The organism is uncultured Eubacterium sp., assembly GCF_945980375.1.
In the GTDB taxonomy this organism is placed as follows: domain Bacteria; phylum Bacillota; class Clostridia; order Oscillospirales; family Acutalibacteraceae; genus Eubacterium_R.
Map to the genome: position 1 here is coordinate 1 of NZ_CAMFQO010000007.1, position 19,219 is coordinate 19,219.

The following is a 19,219-nucleotide window of genomic DNA, read 5'->3' on the forward strand; positions in this document are numbered from 1 at the left end:
AAAGGAGCCCGAAAATCCGAACTCCTTTTTATTGGCGCAGAAGGAGAGACTCGAAAGCTTTGCTTTCACTCTTATTTTATATATCCTTGCTCCTCTGCCTGCGGCATACCGTCGCAAATGGATTAGTGAGAGTTCGAGTCTCGTACAACAATAAAAAGGAGCCCGAAAATCCGAACTCCTTTTTATTGGCGCAGAAGGAGAGACTCGAACTCTCGCGTCGGTTTCCCGGCCTACGCCCTTAGCAGGGGCGCCTCGTCACCAGCTTGAGTACTTCTGCGTGTAACTTGGTTATATCCTGTCAAGTTGTTGCACCTAAGTGCAGAAATTACTTTATCATATTAACGCTGAATTGTCAAGCAAAAAAGCAAAAATATATTTTTGAAAAAAGCCTTGACTTTTAATATTGCTTATGATAATATATCAAAGCATTCGATTTACGCAGAGGTATCGAAGTGGTCATAACGAGGCGGTCTTGAAAACCGTTTGGGTTCACGCCCACGTGGGTTCGAATCCCACCCTCTGCGCCACGGCAGGCTGTTTTGGCAGTCTGCTTTTTCTTTTTATTAATATTCATATATTATAAACATATCATATTATTGGTGATATGATGAACAAACGAATATTAAAGCTTGAGGCTATCGGATTTATTTTTACAAGTGTATTAGGAACCTTAATGCATTTCTTTTATGAATGGAGCGGTAACAACACCTTTGTCGGTCTTTTTTGTCCTGTCAACGAAAGTCCCTATGAACATCTAAAGCTGTTATTCTTCCCCTTTCTAATCTGGACTTTTGTTGAAAACATTAAGCTTTCTAACAATAAGTTCAATATATTTACTTCAAAGCTGATAGGTATTCTTTTAGGAATGTATGTTACATTATCCGTTTTCTATATTTTTGAAGGAGCAACCGGAAAAACTGTTGATGCAGTAAATATTGCAAGCTTTTTTATAGGTGTGTTGATAGCATACATCATAAGCTATATTATTACTGTATCTTCAAAGGGTAAGGGTATAATCAACGGCATATCGTTTGCACTATTGATTATAATTGGAATTTCATTTATATTCTTCACGTTTTATCCTGTTAAAATTCCGTTTTTTATGGATCCTCAAAATTTAACATACGACATTACAAAGCAGTTTTAGCACTGCTTTTTTTATGTAAATTTATGTATAAATATTCTTTTTTATGTATATTTATAACTTTTTTGCCATTTTCTATTGACATACAAAAATGATAATGTATAATAAATAAAGTTTATTATATATGAGGCGAATTATGAAAAAGGTTTTTATTGATGGCAGCCAGGGTACTACCGGGTTAAAAATATACAAAAGATTTGAAAACAGAAATGATATTGAGCTTTTACATATTGACGATGATAAAAGAAAGGATTTGTACGAGCGTGCAAGGATGATTAATGAATCCGACATCACCTTTTTGTGCCTGCCGGATGCGGCAAGCATTGAAGCGGTTGAGCTTGTAAAAAACGACAATGTTGTAATCATTGATACCTCAACTGCTCACAGAACAAATAATGATTGGGCATACGGCTTTCCGGAGCTTGACAAAAGCTTTAGGGATAAGATAAAGGCATCAAAAAGAATTGCTGTTCCCGGCTGCTATGCAAGCGGCTTTAACAGCATTGTGTATCCTTTAATTGCAAACGGATTTATGCCAGCCGATTACCCTATCACCTGCTATGCTATGAGCGGATATACAGGTGCGGGCAAAAACGGTATTGCTCAATACGAAAGCAAGGACAGACCGAAAGAGCTTGATTCACCAAGGCAATATGCATTAACGCAACAGCACAAGCATCTTAAGGAAATGAAGGCTATCAGCAAGTTAGACTCTGAGCCGTTTTTTGCTCCGCATATTTGTGATTATCCACAGGGTATGGTTGTAAGTATTCCGATATTTACAAAAATGCTTACCAAAAAATTTACAAAACAGGATATTCACGAAATGCTTTGCAAGCACTATGACGGCGAGCAATTCATAAAGGTTAGAGATATTGGATATTCGGAGTCAATGATAGGGGCAAACAATTTTGCCAATCGTGACGATATGGAAATTGAAATTAACGGAAACGATGAACGAATTGTAATCACATCAAGATTTGATAATTTGGGCAAGGGTGCGAGCGGAGCTGCCATTCAATGCCTAAACATTAAACTTGGAATTGACGAAGCAACAGGATTAGAGTTAGGAGATTAAACATGGAAATAAAAAATATCGACGGCGGAATATGTGCACCGAAGGGCTTTAAGGCAAACGGAATATACTGTGGAATAAAAAAGCCGGCAAATGATAACCCGAGCATTAAGCATAAAAATGACATCTGTGTATACAAATCAGATGTGCTTTGTAACACAGCTGCAGTATACACTCAAAATAAGGTTAAGGGTGCACCGATACTTGTAACAAAAGCCAACCTTGAAAAAAGCGGAAACAAATCAATAGCGGTAATTGCAAACTCAAAAAACGCAAACACCTGCAATGCCGACGGCATAGAAAAAGCAGATATGATGTGCAAATTGCTTGCGAAAGAGCTTAATGTTCCACAAGAGCAAATAGTTGTTGCATCAACAGGTGTAATAGGTCAGGTGCTACCGATTGAGCCTATCAAGGAAGGTATACCGGAGCTTGTTAAAGGCCTTGACTACAACAAAAACGAGGAAGCCGCCACAGCAATTATGACAACCGATACGGTAAAAAAAGAATATGCCGTACAGTTTGAAATTGACGGCAAGATATGCACAATCGGCGGAATGGCAAAGGGTTCGGGTATGATTCATCCAAATATGGCAACTACCCTAAACTTTATTACATCAGACTGTGCGATATCCTCAAAACTATTGCAGGAGGCATTATCGGAAATAGTTAAGGTTACGTACAACTGTCTTTCTATTGACGGTGATACGTCAACAAACGATATGGTTGTTTTAATGGCTAACGGTATGGCTGAAAACAAGGAAATAACTGATAATACAGAAGAATTTGAAATATTCAAATCAGCCTTGTACGAGGTTATGGCTAACCTTACAAGAATGCTTGCAAAGGACGGCGAGGGTGCTACAAAGCTTATTGAGTGTATTACATCGGGTGCAAAGGATAAGGACACGGCAATTACCGTTGCAAAAAGCGTTGTATGCTCTTCCCTTTTCAAGGCGGCAGTTTTCGGTGAGGATGCAAATTGGGGACGTATTCTTTGTGCAATCGGCTATGCAAACGCAGACTTTGATATTAACAAGGTTGATGTTGATATAAAGAGCGAAAACGGAATTGTCAATGTTTGCTCAAACGGTGCAGGCGTTGAATTCAGCGAAGAAAAAGCCGCAAAGGTTTTAGAGGCTGATGAAATATTTGTCCTTATAAACCTTAACGACGGCAACGATGAAGCTACAGCTTGGGGCTGTGACCTTACATACGATTATGTAAAAATTAACGGAGACTACCGCACCTGATATACGGAGGTAAATATGAATCAGCAAATTGATAACGAAAGCAAGGCACACATTCTTGCAGAAGCCTTGCCTCACATTCAAAAGTACAGAAAAAAAATTATAGTTGTTAAATACGGCGGAAATGCAATGATTAACGATGAACTCAAGGAAGCCGTAATGAACGACCTTGTTCTTCTTACAACAGTAGGTATTCAGGTTGTATTGGTGCATGGTGGAGGCCCTGCAATCAACAAAACCCTTGATAAAATCGGTGTTGAAAGCAAGTTTGTTGACGGACTGCGAGTTACCGACAAGGAGACTGTTGATGTTGTTCAAATGGTGCTTGCAGGCAAGGTTAACAAGGATTTGGTTTGTCAAATCGGTAACCTTGGCGGTCACGCAATCGGGTTGTCCGGAATGGACGGAAATATGATAAAATGTAAGCCACTTGATGACGAACACGGCTTTGTCGGAGAAATTGTTGAAACCAATATGGATGTTATCAAGGAGGTTTTGGCTAACAGCTTTATTCCCGTTGTTTCCACAATAGGATACGACGAGCAGGGCAACTGCTACAACATTAATGCCGACACGGTTGCCGCACAGATAGCGGGTGACCTAAAGGCAGAGGCTCTTATCTCAATGACGGATATTGTTGGCCTTTTAAGAGATGTAAATGATGAAAGTACAAAAATTCAAAAGGTATTTATATCAGATATTCCTGCGCTTATTGCCGACGGAATAATTAAGGGCGGTATGATACCTAAAATTGATTCTATGACTCAGGCAATAAGAAACGGATGCACAAAAGCATTCATTATCGACGGCAGAGTTCCGCACTCAATTTTGATGGAATTGCTCACCGACGAGGGCTTGGGTACAATGTTTAAGGGCAGGTAGAAATATGAACACTAAAGAGCTTGACAGTAAATATATAGCCCACTCTTACGGCAGATTTGATGTTTGTCTGTCTAAAGGAAAGGGCTCAACTCTTTTTGATGAGGACGGAAAAAAATATATAGATTTCGGCTCCGGAATCGGCGTTACTGCATTCGGAATATGCGATGACGAATGGATCAAAGCGGTTGAACAACAGCTTAAAAAGGTTCAACACACAAGCAATCTTTACTATACCGAGCCTTGTTCCGTGCTTGCAAAAATGCTTTGTGAAAAAGCTGAAATGAGTAACGTTTTCTTTTGTAATTCCGGTGCAGAGGCAAATGAGGGTGCAATTAAATTTGCAAGAAAATACAGCTTTGACAAATACGGTGATGGACGTTCAACGATAATTACTCTTGTTGATTCTTTCCACGGCAGAACAATTACAACGCTTGCCGCAACAGGACAGGAATGCTTCCACACAACCTTTGGTCCGTTTACGGATGGATTTAAGTACTGCCCCGCAAATGACATTGAGGCACTGAATAATATGATTACCGATGATGTTTGCGCAATTATGTTTGAATGTATTCAGGGTGAGGGCGGTGTAAACAATCTTACAGCTGAATTTGTAAAAGCTATTGAAGACATTGCAAATAAAAATGACATCCTTATGATCGTTGACGAGGTGCAAACAGGCAACGGCAGAACAGGAGAGTATTTTGCATTTCAAAATTTCGGTATATCGCCCGATATTGTTTCAACTGCAAAGGGACTTGCAGGTGGATTGCCAATGGGTGCCGTCATCTTTGGGGATAAGCTAAAGGATACTGTTGAGCCCGGAACTCACGGCTCAACATTTGGAGGAAACCCCATTGCAGCGGCAGGAGCAATCAGTATTGTAAGCAGAATTGATGAAACACTTTTGAACGAGGTTAAGGAAAAAAGCAAGTATATCATTAACGAGTTAAAGGGATTAAATAACGTTAAAGATATTTCCGGTATGGGATTAATGCTTGGAATACTTACAACAAAGGATGCAGGAGAGATTGCAAAGGAATGTCTTGCAAAAGGACTCTTGGTGCTTACAGCACACAAAAACAAGGTTAGGCTTTTACCTGCCTTGAACATTTCTTACGATGAAATAAACGAAGGATTAAAAATACTCAGGGAGGTAATTGAAAAATGAAGCATTTACTAAAGCTACAGGATTTGGACAAGGAGGAAATCCTTGACATACTCAACCTTGCAGATCAGCTTAAATACGAAAACCACAACGGAATTGAGCATCACATTCTCAAGGGTAAAACTCTTGGTATGATTTTTCAAAAAAGCTCGACACGTACAAGAGTAAGCTTTGAAACAGGTATGTATCAGCTTGGCGGACAGGCGCTTTTCCTTTCCAACAGAGATTTGCAAATCGGCAGAGGTGAGCCTGTGCAGGACACTGCAAGGGTTTTGTCACGCTATCTTGACGGCATTATGATCAGAACCTTTGAGCAAAAAGAGGTTGAAGATTTGGCAGAGTACGGCTCAATTCCAATCATCAACGGTCTTACAGACTACTGTCATCCATGTCAGGTGCTTGCCGACCTTATGACAATAAGAGAATACAAAAAGAGCTTTGACGGCTTAAAGTTTTGCTTCATCGGTGACGGAAACAATATGGCAAACAGCCTGATTGTCGGTGCTATCACTATGGGTATGGAATGTGCAATCGCCTGCCCTGGCGAATATAAGCCCGATGCAAAAATTATGGAATGGGCAAATGCAAACGGTAAATTCACCTGCTCATCAAATATTTTGGAATGTGCAAAGGACGCAGATATTCTTTACACAGATGTTTGGGCATCAATGGGTCAGGAAGAGGAAAAGGCACAACGAGAAAAGGTATTTAAGGATTACCAAATTAATGATGCCGTTATGGATGCTGCAAAGGATAATGCCATGGTTCTTCATTGTCTTCCTGCTCACAGAGAGGAAGAAATTACCGCAAAGGTTTTTGAGGCACATGCAAACGAAATTTTTGATGAGGCAGAAAACAGATTACATGCTCAAAAGGCTGTTTTAGTAAAGCTTTTACAGGACTGATACTATGAACAATGAAGTATACATTTGTCTTGAAAACGGACAAAAATATAAAGGCTATCGCTTCGGTGCAACCGGAGATGTAATAGGCGAGCTTGTATTTACAACAGGTATGGGCGGTTATATCGAAACCTTAACCGACCCAAGCTATTACGGTCAGATTGTAATACAAACCTTTCCTCTTATCGGAAATTACGGAGTTATTAGCGAAGATTTCGAAAGCAAAAAAAGCTTTGTCAGTGCATATGTTGTGCGTGAAAAATGCGACAATCCGTCAAATTTCAGATGTGAAAAATCGCTTGAAAAATATCTGTCGGATAATAACATTGTAGGTGTATACGGTGTTGATGTCAGAGAAATAACAAAAACTATTCGCGAAGCAGGTGTTATGAACGCAATCATCACCTCAAATCCCGACAAAGCCGATATGCAGGCTGTCAGAGATTATAAAATTACCGATGCAGTTAAGGCAGTATCAACTCAAAAGGCAGAGCTTTATCCAAGCGATAATCACAGGCACAATGTTGTACTTATGGACTTTGGTGCAAAAAAGAATATCATTAGAGAGCTAAACAGGCGCGGATGTAATGTTGCTGTTATGCCGTATGACACAAAGGCCGATGATATTCTAAAGCTCGGAGTTGACGGAATTATGCTTTCTAACGGTCCCGGAGATCCTGCCGACAATCCGCTGATTGTTGAGGAAATAAAAAAGCTAATCGGCAAGGTGCCTATTTTCGGTATATGTCTTGGTCATCAGCTTTTGGCCCTCGCCATGGGCGGAGAAACAACAAAGCTTAAATACGGTCACAGAGGAGTAAATCAACCTGTAAAATCTATTGAACAAGGCAGAACATATATTTCCTCTCAAAACCACGGATACGCTGTTTTGAATGAAAGTATAGAAGAATGCGGAGGAGTTGTCAGCTACATAAACGCAAACGACTTAACCTGCGAGGGAGTTGACTATCCGGGCAAAAAAGCTTTTTCAGTTCAATTTCATCCCGAAGCCTGCTCCGGACCGAAGGATACGGAATTTATTTTTAACAAATTTATTAGTATGATGGAAGGTAACGACTGATGCCTCTGAATAAAGACATAAAAAAGGTTCTTGTTATCGGCTCAGGTCCGATTGTAATTGGACAGGCAGCCGAATTTGACTATGCGGGTGCACAGGCATGCAGAGTGCTTAAGGATGAGGGCATAGAGGTTGTGCTTGTCAATTCAAATCCTGCAACAATTATGACCGACAAGGCGCTTGCCGACCATATTTATCTTGAACCTTTAACCGAAGATACATTAAAAAGAATAATTGAAAAAGAAAGGCCGGATTCCATTCTGTGCGGTCTTGGCGGTCAAACAGGTCTAACACTCGGAATGCAGCTTGCCAAGGACGGCTATCTTGACAAAATGGGAGTAAAGCTTTTAGGCACAAACGCCGAAGCAATCGACAAGGCAGAAGACCGTCAAATGTTTAGGGACACAATGGTTAAGCTCAATCAGCCCGTTGTACCGTCTGACATTGCAAATGATTTGGAAACTGCCCAAGCGATTGCGGAAAAAATCGGTTATCCTGTTATTATACGTCCTGCCTTTACCCTTGGCGGTGCAGGCGGTGGAGTAGCAAACAACATTAACGAGCTAAATGTTATTGCCAAAAACGGACTGATGCTCTCCCCTATCACACAGGTTTTGGTAGAAAAGTACATTGCAGGCTGGAAGGAAATCGAGTTTGAGGTTATGCGAGATCATATCGGCAATGTTATTGCCGTTTGTTCTATGGAAAACTTTGATCCGGTTGGTGTTCATACAGGCGACAGTATAGTTATTGCTCCTGCAGTAACCCTTTCTGACAAGGAATATCAAATGCTCCGCTCTGCTTCACTTGATATTATAAGCGAGCTTAAAATTGAAGGCGGATGCAACTGTCAGTTTGCATTGAATCCCGAAACCTTTGAATACAGCGTAATTGAGGTTAACCCGAGAGTATCACGTTCATCAGCTCTCGCTTCAAAGGCAACGGGCTATCCTATCGCAAAGGTTACAACAAAGATAGCACTCGGCTACACCTTGGATGAAATAAAAAATGATGTAACGGGAAAGACGTGTGCTTGCTTTGAACCAACGCTTGACTATGTTGTTGTTAAGCTGCCGAAATGGCCTTTCGACAAGTTTGTTCAGGCTTCAAGAAAGCTTGGAACTCAGATGAAGGCAACCGGCGAGGTTATGAGCATTGCACCGTCATTTGAAATGGCAATTATGAAGGCTGTCAGAGGAGCCGAGATTTCTCTTGACACTCTCAACAACAAGGCTCTTAATAATGTTGACATTACGCAAAAGCTTTACGATCAGGATGATTTAAGGCTTTTTACGGTTTTCAAGGCATTAAAAGACGGAATCAGTGTTGATAAAATTCACTCAATTACAATGATAGACGAGTGGTTTTTGTACAAGCTGAAGAATCTTGCCGATTACGAAAAAGCAATTGAAAACAAGGCAATCTCAAAAGATGAATACATTAAGGGAAAGCAGCTCGGCTATACAGATGAAGCACTTGAAAGAATAAGCGGCGGATCATTGGCATTTCATAAGGATTGTGTTTACAAAATGGTTGACACCTGCGCCGGAGAATTTGAAGCCGAAACACCGTATTTTTATTCAACCTACGACGAACATTGCGAAAGCAGAGCTCTTCCTAAAAACAACAAAGAAAAAATTATTGTTCTTGGCTCCGGTCCGATAAGAATCGGTCAGGGCATAGAATTTGACTACTCATCAGTTCATTGTGTTTGGACTCTTAAAGCTCTTGGCTATGAGGTTATTCTTGTAAATAACAACCCCGAAACCGTTTCAACAGACTTTGACACGGGTGACAGACTTTACTTTGAACCTCTTTGTCAAGAGGATGTAATGAACATCATCAAGGCTGAAAATCCTATCGGAGTTGTTGTTGCCTTTGGAGGACAAACCGCAATTAAGCTTACAAAATTTCTTGACGAGAACGGAATAAAAATTCTCGGTACATCTGCAGAGTCAATAGATATTGCAGAGGACAGAGAAAGATTTGATGAGTTGCTTGAATCCTTTGGTATTTCAAGGCCAAAGGGCGAATCTGTTATGACTATTGATGAGGCAAAGAATGTTGCACACAGGCTTGAATATCCTGTTTTGCTTCGTCCGTCATATGTTATCGGCGGTCAAAATATGACTATTGCATATACCGACGATGACGTTGAACAGTATATGAGGCTTATCCTTAAGCAAGGGATAGAAAATCCTGTACTTGTTGACAAATATATGATGGGTACAGAGCTTGAGGTTGACTGCATAAGCGACGGCAAGGACGTGCTTATTCCGGGCATTATGGAGCATATTGAAAGAGCCGGTGTACATTCCGGTGACTCAATAGCCGTTTATCCCCCTTACAACCTAAATGACAGAATGCTTGAGAGGATTTGCGAGGTCTCTGAAAAGCTTGCTTTATCATTAAAAACACAAGGACTTGTGAATATACAGTATCTTATTTACCAAAATGAGCTGTATGTAATTGAGGTTAATCCGAGAGCATCGAGAACAATACCATACATAAGCAAGGTAACAGGCGTTCCTATGGTAGAGCTTGCAACAAAGATTATGGTAGGCTCTCCGCTTAAAGAGCTTGGCTATGGCACAGGCTTGTACAAGACACCGCCTTATTTTGCAGTTAAGGTTCCTGTATTCAGCTTTGAAAAGCTTAATGATGTTAACTCTCAGCTCGGTCCCGAAATGAAATCTACCGGCGAGGTACTCGGCATTGGTAAAAACCTAAATGAAGCGTTGTTCAAGGGACTTGTAAGTGCCGGCTTTAAGGTAAATGCTCACAAGGAAAGCAAAGGTGTATTCATCACTGTTACAAAGCAGGACAGATACGAAATCGTTAACCTTGCAAAAAAGCTTGATGACCTTGGAGCAAAAATATACGCAACTCCTGAAACCGCAAATGAGATTAAAACACTTGGCATTGATGTTGAAACGGTAAACAAGCTTCGTGACGATAACTCAATAATGGAGCTTATTGAATCAGGTAAAATTGACTATATTATCTATACGGGAAAGTCTGACAAAAAGTCAATAAACGATTACATCAGGCTTCACAACAGAGCAAATCAGCTTGGTATTGCAACACTGACATCACTTGATACAGCAAATGCGTTGGCAGATATTATTGCGTCAAAGTATAACCAAAACAACACCGAGCTTGTAGACATCAACAATATGCGCAAGGACAAGGGTATTTTGAAATTTTCAAAAATGCAAGGCACAGGTGACGACTACATTTTCTTTAACAATCAATGCGGAATTATCACCTGCCCCGAAAGCTTTTCTATTGAATTTTGCGACAGACACTATTCAATAGGTGCAAGCGGTATTGTTTTAATCGAGAGCAGCGAAATTGCCGATGCAAAAATGAGAATTTTTAACCTTGACGGCAGTGAGGGAAATATGGCAGGAAACTGCATAAGGTGTGTTGCAAAATATCTTTTCGATAACGATATGGTCAAAAAAGAAAAGATGAGCATAGAAACCAATGCGGGAATAAAGCACCTAAAGGTGTTTACACGAGATTCGAAGGTTACATCTGCGGCAGTTCAAATGGGTAAGGCAGAGCTATCCCCTGCTAAAATTCCGGTAAATCTTGACGGAGATAAAATAATTAATAAAACGGTTAATATAGCAGATAGCGAATACAATATAACCTGTGTTTCTGTTGGAAATCCACACGCAGTAGTTTTTGTTGAAAATGTTGACAAAATTGACATTCACACTGTCGGACCTAAATTTGAAAATGCTGATATTTTCCCCGAACGAGTTAATACCGAATTTGTAAGGGTTATTAACAGCAAAACAATTAAAATGCGAGTTTGGGAAAGAGGAAACGGCGAAACCATGGCTTGTGGCACAGGCGCCTGTGCCGCAGTTGTTGCCGCAGTTGAAAACGGGTATTGCAACAAGGGTGAAGACATCACCGTAAAGGTTAGAGGCGGTGACCTAACCGTAAACTACACCGATATGGGAATAACTCTCACAGGAGATTGCAACCTTGTATACAAGGGCGAAATTGAATACTAAACTAAAAGAGCTTTGCAGCAAATACTGTAAAGCTCTTAGTTATTAATCAATATATCTTATTTTACCCAATAATCAAGTGTTAAGCATTTTGAGGAGTTAAATGTTCTTAAATCTATATTTGTAGGTACAATAGATCCATCAACAAGTGAATTGTATACCTTTGCATAGCCCTCGTTATAGTTTTCATCCTTAACATCGTTTCCTTCGGAATCCTTATACAGTTCGACTGTGCTCATTCCGACAACATACAGGCAACCGTTAGCACAGTTGCCGACATATTCTGTTGCACCCTTATAATCGGAAAGAGCGTTAACAATTGCAACGCGATAATCGTTTACAACACTTGAAAGGCAGTTGCCCATATCACTTTGGTCGTATCCATAACCAAAGGCGTAAACCTGATGGCTTATTTTCCATGTTGCTGTAAATACTGAATCAGCCTGTGAATTACCGCCAACGAAAACCACCTGAACTCCGTCGTCATACATCTTTTCTGCTATGGATGAATATCTGTCAATCATTTCGAAATCGGTAATATAGCAATATTCGTTTTTCATTGCAATACCTGTTGAAAGACCTTGATTGTCAACATTCTCCCACTTATAAAACATATATCCGTCCTGCGGTGCATCAGCAACAACCTGAACATAATCACCGTTGATATACGAGCCGGAGCCTGTTCCGTTTTCTACCACAACATCAAAAGTAGGAGCCTCGGATCTAACATATACAGGTGTGAGTGTAATATCCTTATCGGTTACGGTAACATTGGTTGAAGAGGTATTTACATCTTCAACTGCATTTTCGTCATCACATTCCCAATGGTCAAATACCATTGAGCTAACAGCCGGAGGAGCAGAAATCCAAGTGGTTGAATTTTCCTCTACATTATATGTATCTTTATCGCCAACCGCAATTTTAACTGTTTTTACATCCTTCCAAACAGCTGTAATAGTACAATCGCAATCACCTACAAGAAGATTCATCGTTGATTTTTTATCGGAACTGATATTTACCTTTTTATCCTTAACACCTTCGGTATCGCTTTTAACCTCCCAATGATCAAAGGCTTTGCCCTCGGGAGCAGGATTAGCAGTTACGGTAACATTTTCACCCTCTGTATAAACGCCTGAACCTATACCGTTAACAACATTAACCTTAAAGGTTTGCTCCTTGCAATCCTCTACCTTTTGGTATACGGGACGGATAGTAAAGGAATAATCATAATTCAAATCCTGCGCGTCATAATTTGCGTAATCACAAATAACAGGAGTGCCAAGCTCATCTGCAGCATATGCGGCACCCTGAACAAAGCCAGCACCGTAATCAGCAGAGCTTTCATCACTTACAGAGCCAAGATAACCGATTTTGTTATTACCCTTTACAACAGAGGTATAGCCCGCAAGAAAACCGGCCTGCATATTATCAAAGGTAATTGTCATAACATTTTCCTGCGGTGCATCAAGCTTTGCATCAACAAGCAAAAAGTTTACATCACTGTATGCAGGAGCAAGCTCTGAAACAGCTGTTGCCATTTTTTCACCCTGCATTACAATATACTGAGCTTTGCCATCCTTGGCAAGCTTTACATACTTTTCAACCTCTTGTGTTGAAATATCACCGTTTTCATCAATTGAAGGTTGATAATAACGACAGTTCATTCCGGCAGAGCCTGCATATTCTGTTACACCGTTCCAGGCATTTTGGTTATATGCCCCATCGCTGACAGTACCGCCATCGGTGATGAACACCAACTCAAAATTTTTACCATTGTTTTTTGAACAGCCGACAAGAGCAATACTGCCGCATACGGCAAGAACTAAAACAAGAAATACAGATAACAGTTTTTTCATAAATGTTCCCTTTACCTTTCAGTAAATATATAACAAAAATATAATAGCAAATTTAACTGAAATATGCAATAGATAATGTACAAAATAATTTGATTTATGTTATACAATAATGTATAATTACTCCAGAGGTGGTACTATGCAAAGCAAACAAATTATTTATATAAGAACCATTACAGACTTTGAACCCGAAATTGCAATAGTATTAGGCTCCGGCTTAGGCAACTTTGCAAACGAATTAAAAATTGAAGCCGTTATTGATTATAAGGATATTCCCGATATGCCTGTATCAACGGCTCCATCGCACAAGGGCAGGCTTGTTTTTGGTTATTTAGGTGAAAAGAAAATAGTAATTATGCAAGGCAGAGTACATTTATATGAAGGCTATACTCCGCAGCAAACAGCCCTGCCGATACGAATATTAAAGGATTTAGGTGTTAGTACATTAATCCTTACAAATGCCGCGGGAGGAATTAACAAAAATCTTAATGTAGGAGATTTTATGCTAATCAAGGACCATATTTCCTGCTTTATTGACAGTCCTTTAATCGGAAAAAACGATGAAGAATACGGATGCAGATTTCCCGATATGAGCAATGTGTATGATAGGGATTTAAGAAAGTCCATCAAAAAAATTGCTTACGAAAATAACATTTGCCTTAATGAAGGTGTTTATGTTCAACTTAAAGGGCCTCAATTTGAAACACCGAGCGAAATAAAGATGCTTTCTGCACTCGGTGCCGACGCAGTTGGAATGAGCACGGTTGCAGAGGCAATCACAGCCGTTCATTGCTCAATGAAGGTTTGTGCAATAAGTATGATATCAAATATGGCATGCGGAATATACGATACTCCCCTGTCAAGTGACGACGTAACACAGGCAACATCAAAATGTGCTCCTACATTCAGCAAGCTGATTAACGAAATAGTAAAGGCAATATAATATGAAAAATATTGAATACAGGGACGGCAAGCTGTATTTGCTTGATCAAACAGCCTTGCCAAACAGAATTGAATACATTAATCCCAAAACAAAAGAGGATTACTATTATGCAATAAAATCCTTACAGGTTCGTGGTGCTCCTGCAATAGGAATTTTTGCCGCATATGCAATGGCATTGCTTGATGATGATAAATACGAGTTGAAAGAATACTTAGATTCTTCAAGGCCCACCGCAGTTAATCTTTCCTGGGCAACATCAAGAATGTTAAAGGCATATGAAGGCGGAAAAAGCTTGATAGACGAAGCCATTGCAATACACAACGAGGATATTGCAATGTGCAAAAAAATCAGCGAATACGGCTTATCCTTGCTCAACGATGGTGACGGGGTACTTACCCACTGCAATGCAGGTGCGCTTGCCACAAGCGAATACGGAACCGGGCTCGGCCCTCTGCTTCTCGGCAAGGAAAGAGGATATACCTTCCATGCCTACACCGATGAAACAAGGCCTCTTTTGCAGGGTGCAAGGCTGACATCTTTTGAGCTTGAAAGGGCCGGAATAGATGTAACCCTTATATGTGATAATATGGCAAGCCTTGTGATGAAGCAGGGCAAGATAAATGCAGTTTTGGTAGGCGCGGACAGAATTGCCGCAAACGGCGACATTGCCAATAAAATAGGAACATCGGGTGTTGCTATTTTGGCAAAGCACTACAACATACCCTTTTATGTTCTTGGTCCTTATTCAACAATTGATTATAATTGCCCTACAGGTGACGACATTGTAATCGAAGAACGTGACCCAAGCGAAATTAAAGAAATGTGGTACAAGGAGCCAATGGCACTTGAAGAAACAAAATGCTATAATCCGGCATTTGATGTTACGGATAATGAGCTGATAACGGCCATTATTACCGACAGAGGTATCATAAGAAAGCCTTACAAGGAAAACTTACAAAGGATACGGTATAATGATTAAGTTTACAAACTGTTTAGTGTTAGATAAGGATTTTAATATTACAAAGCAGGATGTTTTTGTCGACGGTGACAGCATTGTCGCAATAGGAGATTGTGACAAAACGGCAGACACGGTTTATGACCTTAACGGCAATCTGCTTATGCCGTCATTCAAAAATGCTCATACACATTCTGCTATGACCTTCGGTCGTTCATTTGCCGATGATTTGCCTTTACAGGCCTGGCTTTACGACAAAATCTTTCCGCTTGAGGCAAAGCTTACACCACAGGATATATACGATTTGTCATCTCTTGCATTTTTGGAATACCTGACAAGCGGTACTACAGCCTGCTTTGATATGTATTATTATCCCGAGATGATGGCAAAGGCAAGTGTAGACATTGGCTTTAGAACTGTTATGACAAGCGGGCTTAACAACTTTAAGGAAAGTATTGATGCCGTTGAAGGTTACTATCAAAAGTTCAACAACTACCACCCTCTAATCAGCTACAAGCTTGGTTTTCATGCAGAATACACAACAAACAAGGAATTAATTAAAGGTATTGCTGACTTGGCTGAAAAATACAAGGCACCTGTGTTTGTTCACGCAAGCGAAACAAAAGCAGAGGTTGAGGATTGCATCGGCAGAAACGGTATGACACCTACACAATTCCTTGACAGCCTTGGTGTTTTTAATTACGGTGGCGGTGCCTATCACAGTGTATGGCTTGATGATAATGATATAGAAATATACAAAAAGCGGAGCATTTGGGCAATTATAAATGCCTGCTCAAATGCAAAGCTTGCATCGGGTATTGCTCCTGTTTCAAGACTTATTGATGAGGGCATAGGCATTGCAGTCGGTACAGACGGTGCAAGCAGTAACAATGCACTTGATATGTTCAGAGAAATGTATATGATTTCCGCAACACAAAAGCTAAAGGACAATGATGCCGCATCAACTGACGCAAATTCAATACTTAAGGCGGCTACAATAGGCTCTGCAAAATGTATGGGGCTTGACGACTGTGATGTTATAGATGTAGGCAAAAAGGCAGACCTTATTGTAATTGATATGCACCGACCGAGTATGCAACCGATAAACAACATTAGCAAAAACCTCGTATACAGCGGCAGTAAGGATGTTGTAAAAATGACAATGGTAAACGGAAAAATCCTTTACAGCAACGGTGAGTTTATCGGCATAGACACAGAAAAAATTTACGCAAATTGTCAAGCAGTAATTGACAGAATAAGATAAATAAAAAATGAGCACATTTATATAAGTGTGCTCATAATTTTTATGTTTTTTCCAACATCGTTTGGGGAATGTGCATCGGAGCCTAAAACTGTTGTTACTCCGCTTTCGCTTACAGCAGAAATAAAATCATTGTCCATACATTTTATCTGTGAACCATTTAGTTCAACTGCCATATTATGCTTTTTTGCATTGAGGCACATTTTAAGATATAAGGACTTCAGATCGAAGCTTGGAGTAAAGCCATGGCATTTTATAAGATAAGGATGAGCAACTGCGTCAAAAATATTCGATTCTATAAGCGAATTGTTAAGCTCATAATAGCGATTAAAAAGATAATCAACATCCTTGTTTTTCCATTGATACTTTCGCTGATTAAAGGTCCAATTATCTATCCAATGAACAGAACCTAAAACATAATCGAGATTACATTCATCAACCAACTGCCTTATTAAATCACTGTACTGTTCAAACCAGCAAACCTCCAAGCCAAAGTTAATTTTTACAGGATACTCCCCTGCCTTTATTTCGCTGACAAGCCTAAGGTATTCATCAAGTGAATGTGCGTTGAGGACTTTATTTGTAACCCAACGTTGTTGGTACAAATTGTAATTTTTCGCCTCTTCAAAGGTAGGTAAAAACTCCTTGATTCTAATAGAATGCTCAAGAAGATTTATTTCATCTATGCCCATTTGAACAGCCTTATCAACAAATTGCTCAATCCATTTTTTACTGTACTCTCCACGTTCAATGTGGATGTGCATATCCTTTAGCATATCTTCACCCCTATATTCACCTATTATATATCAACACGACATTGTATACAATATTAATCATAAATATTAATCCTCAGCATCACATTGATAGGTACCTGCCTATTCCCATTTACAAATTTAAAGGATGCATTGACAAATAGTTCTTTTAGTGTTAGTATGTATTCAATATTCGAAAGGAAATAACGATATGTTCACACCTAATTTTGAACTTAACAGAGATATGAAATCTATGCACAGAGCGTATAGATTTGCTTTGCTATGTTCATTTTCGGTGTAGATATTATCATATCATTGCTACAAGCCCGTTGATGAGCATATCATCAGCGGGTTAATTTTTGTTTAAGGAGGAGTTAAAATGTTAAATCACAAAGGAACACAAACAATTTATACCGAAAGGCTAATTCTTCGAAAGATAAGAGAAGACGATTATAAGGATATGTACCGATACACAACAAAGGAAGAAGTAGCAAAATATGTTACTTGGTCAGTTCATAAAAGTATTGAGGACACAAAGGCTATTTGTAAAATGTGGGCAGATGAATATAAAAACGGGGATAAATATCATTGGGCTATCGTCTATAATAACAGAGTTATCGGTAATATAGAGATAGTAAAAATTATTGATACAACTGCAATGATAGGTTGGCAAATTGACAGCGAATATTGGAATAAAGGAATAATGACCGAGGCTGCAACGGCGATTAGAGATTATATGTTTTCTCAAATCGGTATTGAAGTGTTAGAGGCTGAATACGCACAAGAAAATATCGGCTCCGGCAGAGTAATGCAGAAAATAGGAATGACAGAAATACCAACCGAAAAATCCAAAACTTATCAGGTTAGAGGTTTAACAGAGGTCGATGGCATACCAATAATTTGCTATAAACTAACTAAAGAAGAATGGGAGAGACTATGACAGATTATATTATCGAAAAATTACGATTAGAGGAATACGATAAAAGTAATAATGTATGGGATATGAAAAGCTGTCCTTTTACCCAACAATTCAAGGAGCAAATTGCTTGCGGTAATCGTGAATCTTACTTAATGAAGCATAACGATAAATATATTGCAAGCTGTGATTTAGTAACTGATTATGAAGAATATACTGAAAAAGATGTTAAAATATATCTATCAAGGCTTATAGTGAAAAAAGAGTATAGAAACAAAGGTATAGGGCAAGGGCTACTAAAATATATGATTAATCTCTGTAAAGAAAAAGGATATAAACAGATTACAGTTGGTATTGATACTGACAATAGTAATGCATTACATATTTACAAAAAATTCGGCTTTGAAATTTATGAAACAGCAATTGATGAATATGGCGAGTATTATAAAATGATATTAACACTTTACAAATTGCAATAACAGGAGGTATTGAAATGTATAAAGAACCAATATTAGAAACAGAAAGATTGATATTAAGACCTATTACACTTGATGACGCTGAGGCTTGTTTCTCTTGGAACAGTGATGAACGGGTAACAAAATTTATGTCCTATCCCACATTAACGGATATAAGCCAAACGATTGATTGGATAAAGTCAACACTTGTTGATGAAAAGGAATGGAATTGGGCATTTGTTTTGAAAGAGGAAAACAAGGTTATAGGCACAGGAGGTATCGGTCCGAGTGATAAAATGGAAGGATATTGGGGTATGGGATATAATCTGCACTATGATTATTGGCACAAGGGCTATTGCACCGAAGCAATGAAAGCAATAATTGACTTTGTTCACAGGGAATTAGATGTAAATAAAATCTGTTCAAACCACGCAGTAGATAACCCACGCTCAGGCAAGGTTATGGAAAAGTGCGGGCTGAAATTTCAACACTACGGTGAATATTCAAAAACAGACGGCAGTCAAACCTTCAAGGCAAAATTTTATACATTGGAGCTTTAA

General features: G+C 39.3%; 16 protein-coding genes and 2 tRNA genes. 15 read left to right on the forward strand and 3 right to left on the reverse strand.

Features of this window, described 5'->3' with window-relative positions; translation table 11 throughout:
• Window positions 1-186: 186 nt before the first annotated feature.
• Window positions 187-277: transfer RNA gene (locus tag Q0P34_RS03445), tRNA-Ser, on the reverse strand.
• 161 nt (window positions 278-438) lie between these two features.
• Here Q0P34_RS03445 and Q0P34_RS03450 point away from each other — a divergent pair.
• The 9 genes from Q0P34_RS03450 to carB all read left to right on the forward strand — a co-directional run bounded on the left by Q0P34_RS03450 (window position 439) and on the right by carB (window position 11,527).
• Window positions 439-527 (forward strand) — tRNA-Ser (locus Q0P34_RS03450).
• 77 nt (window positions 528-604) lie between these two features.
• Complete coding sequence (locus tag Q0P34_RS03455; RefSeq protein ID WP_294952932.1) at window positions 605-1,147, forward strand: DUF6512 family protein; 543 nt, start codon at window positions 605-607, stop codon at window positions 1,145-1,147.
• Window positions 1,148-1,277: 130 nt separating this feature from the next.
• The gene (gene argC, locus Q0P34_RS03460) at window positions 1,278-2,222 is read left to right on the forward strand and encodes an N-acetyl-gamma-glutamyl-phosphate reductase (protein WP_294953104.1); all 945 of its coding nucleotides are present in this window, start codon (window positions 1,278-1,280) and stop codon (window positions 2,220-2,222) included.
• A gap of 2 nt (window positions 2,223-2,224) precedes the next feature.
• Entirely contained in the window at window positions 2,225-3,472 is a 1,248-nt protein-coding gene (argJ, locus tag Q0P34_RS03465; protein WP_294952933.1) for a bifunctional glutamate N-acetyltransferase/amino-acid acetyltransferase ArgJ, read from the forward strand.
• A 15-nt stretch (window positions 3,473-3,487) separates the two neighbouring features.
• Window positions 3,488-4,351, forward strand: coding sequence for an acetylglutamate kinase (gene argB / locus Q0P34_RS03470; protein ID WP_294952935.1), 864 nt, complete (start codon window positions 3,488-3,490; stop codon window positions 4,349-4,351).
• Window positions 4,352-4,355: 4 nt separating this feature from the next.
• Window positions 4,356-5,519 (forward strand): aspartate aminotransferase family protein, encoded by a 1,164-nt coding sequence (locus tag Q0P34_RS03475; protein ID WP_294952938.1) that lies wholly within the window; start codon window positions 4,356-4,358, stop codon window positions 5,517-5,519.
• Entirely contained in the window at window positions 5,516-6,421 is a 906-nt protein-coding gene (argF, locus tag Q0P34_RS03480) for an ornithine carbamoyltransferase (RefSeq protein WP_294952940.1), read from the forward strand. The genes Q0P34_RS03475 and argF overlap by 4 nt, the downstream gene beginning before the upstream one ends.
• A 4-nt stretch (window positions 6,422-6,425) precedes the next feature.
• Window positions 6,426-7,499 (forward strand): carbamoyl phosphate synthase small subunit, encoded by a 1,074-nt coding sequence (locus tag Q0P34_RS03485; protein ID WP_294952943.1) that lies wholly within the window; start codon window positions 6,426-6,428, stop codon window positions 7,497-7,499.
• The gene (gene carB, locus Q0P34_RS03490) at window positions 7,499-11,527 is read left to right on the forward strand and encodes a carbamoyl-phosphate synthase large subunit (protein WP_294952946.1); all 4,029 of its coding nucleotides are present in this window, start codon (window positions 7,499-7,501) and stop codon (window positions 11,525-11,527) included. Before Q0P34_RS03485 ends, carB begins: the two co-directional genes overlap by 1 nt.
• A gap of 56 nt (window positions 11,528-11,583) precedes the next feature.
• Here the strand turns inward: carB and Q0P34_RS03495 are convergent, their stop codons facing one another.
• On the reverse strand, window positions 11,584-13,380 hold the full coding sequence (locus Q0P34_RS03495) for a BMP family ABC transporter substrate-binding protein (protein ID WP_294952949.1): 1,797 nt from the start codon (window positions 13,378-13,380) through the stop codon (window positions 11,584-11,586).
• A gap of 136 nt (window positions 13,381-13,516) precedes the next feature.
• Between Q0P34_RS03495 and Q0P34_RS03500 the strand changes: the two genes are divergently transcribed.
• The 3 genes from Q0P34_RS03500 to Q0P34_RS03510 are packed head-to-tail and all read left to right on the forward strand — an operon-like array spanning window position 13,517 to window position 16,539.
• A complete protein-coding gene (locus Q0P34_RS03500; protein WP_294952952.1) occupies window positions 13,517-14,320 on the forward strand; it encodes a purine-nucleoside phosphorylase in 804 nt (267 codons plus the stop codon).
• Between the two features lies 1 nt (window position 14,321).
• Window positions 14,322-15,299, forward strand: a complete 978-nt coding sequence (mtnA, locus tag Q0P34_RS03505) for an S-methyl-5-thioribose-1-phosphate isomerase (protein ID WP_294952955.1) — start codon at window positions 14,322-14,324, stop codon at window positions 15,297-15,299.
• The gene (locus Q0P34_RS03510; protein ID WP_294952958.1) at window positions 15,292-16,539 is read left to right on the forward strand and encodes an amidohydrolase; all 1,248 of its coding nucleotides are present in this window, start codon (window positions 15,292-15,294) and stop codon (window positions 16,537-16,539) included. Before mtnA ends, Q0P34_RS03510 begins: the two co-directional genes overlap by 8 nt.
• Window positions 16,540-16,556: 17 nt before the next feature.
• Here Q0P34_RS03510 and Q0P34_RS03515 read toward each other — a convergent pair whose 3' ends face one another.
• On the reverse strand, window positions 16,557-17,312 hold the full coding sequence (locus Q0P34_RS03515) for a PHP domain-containing protein (protein WP_294952961.1): 756 nt from the start codon (window positions 17,310-17,312) through the stop codon (window positions 16,557-16,559).
• A 355-nt stretch (window positions 17,313-17,667) separates the two neighbouring features.
• Here Q0P34_RS03515 and Q0P34_RS03520 point away from each other — a divergent pair, with 355 nt between their 5' ends.
• The 3 genes from Q0P34_RS03520 to Q0P34_RS03530 are packed head-to-tail and all read left to right on the forward strand — an operon-like array spanning window position 17,668 to window position 19,219.
• The gene (locus Q0P34_RS03520) at window positions 17,668-18,228 is read left to right on the forward strand and encodes a GNAT family N-acetyltransferase (protein WP_294952964.1); all 561 of its coding nucleotides are present in this window, start codon (window positions 17,668-17,670) and stop codon (window positions 18,226-18,228) included.
• Window positions 18,225-18,683 (forward strand): GNAT family N-acetyltransferase, encoded by a 459-nt coding sequence (locus Q0P34_RS03525; protein WP_294952967.1) that lies wholly within the window; start codon window positions 18,225-18,227, stop codon window positions 18,681-18,683. Before Q0P34_RS03520 ends, Q0P34_RS03525 begins: the two co-directional genes overlap by 4 nt.
• Window positions 18,684-18,697: 14 nt before the next feature.
• Window positions 18,698-19,219, forward strand: a complete 522-nt coding sequence (locus tag Q0P34_RS03530; RefSeq protein ID WP_294952969.1) for a GNAT family N-acetyltransferase — start codon at window positions 18,698-18,700, stop codon at window positions 19,217-19,219.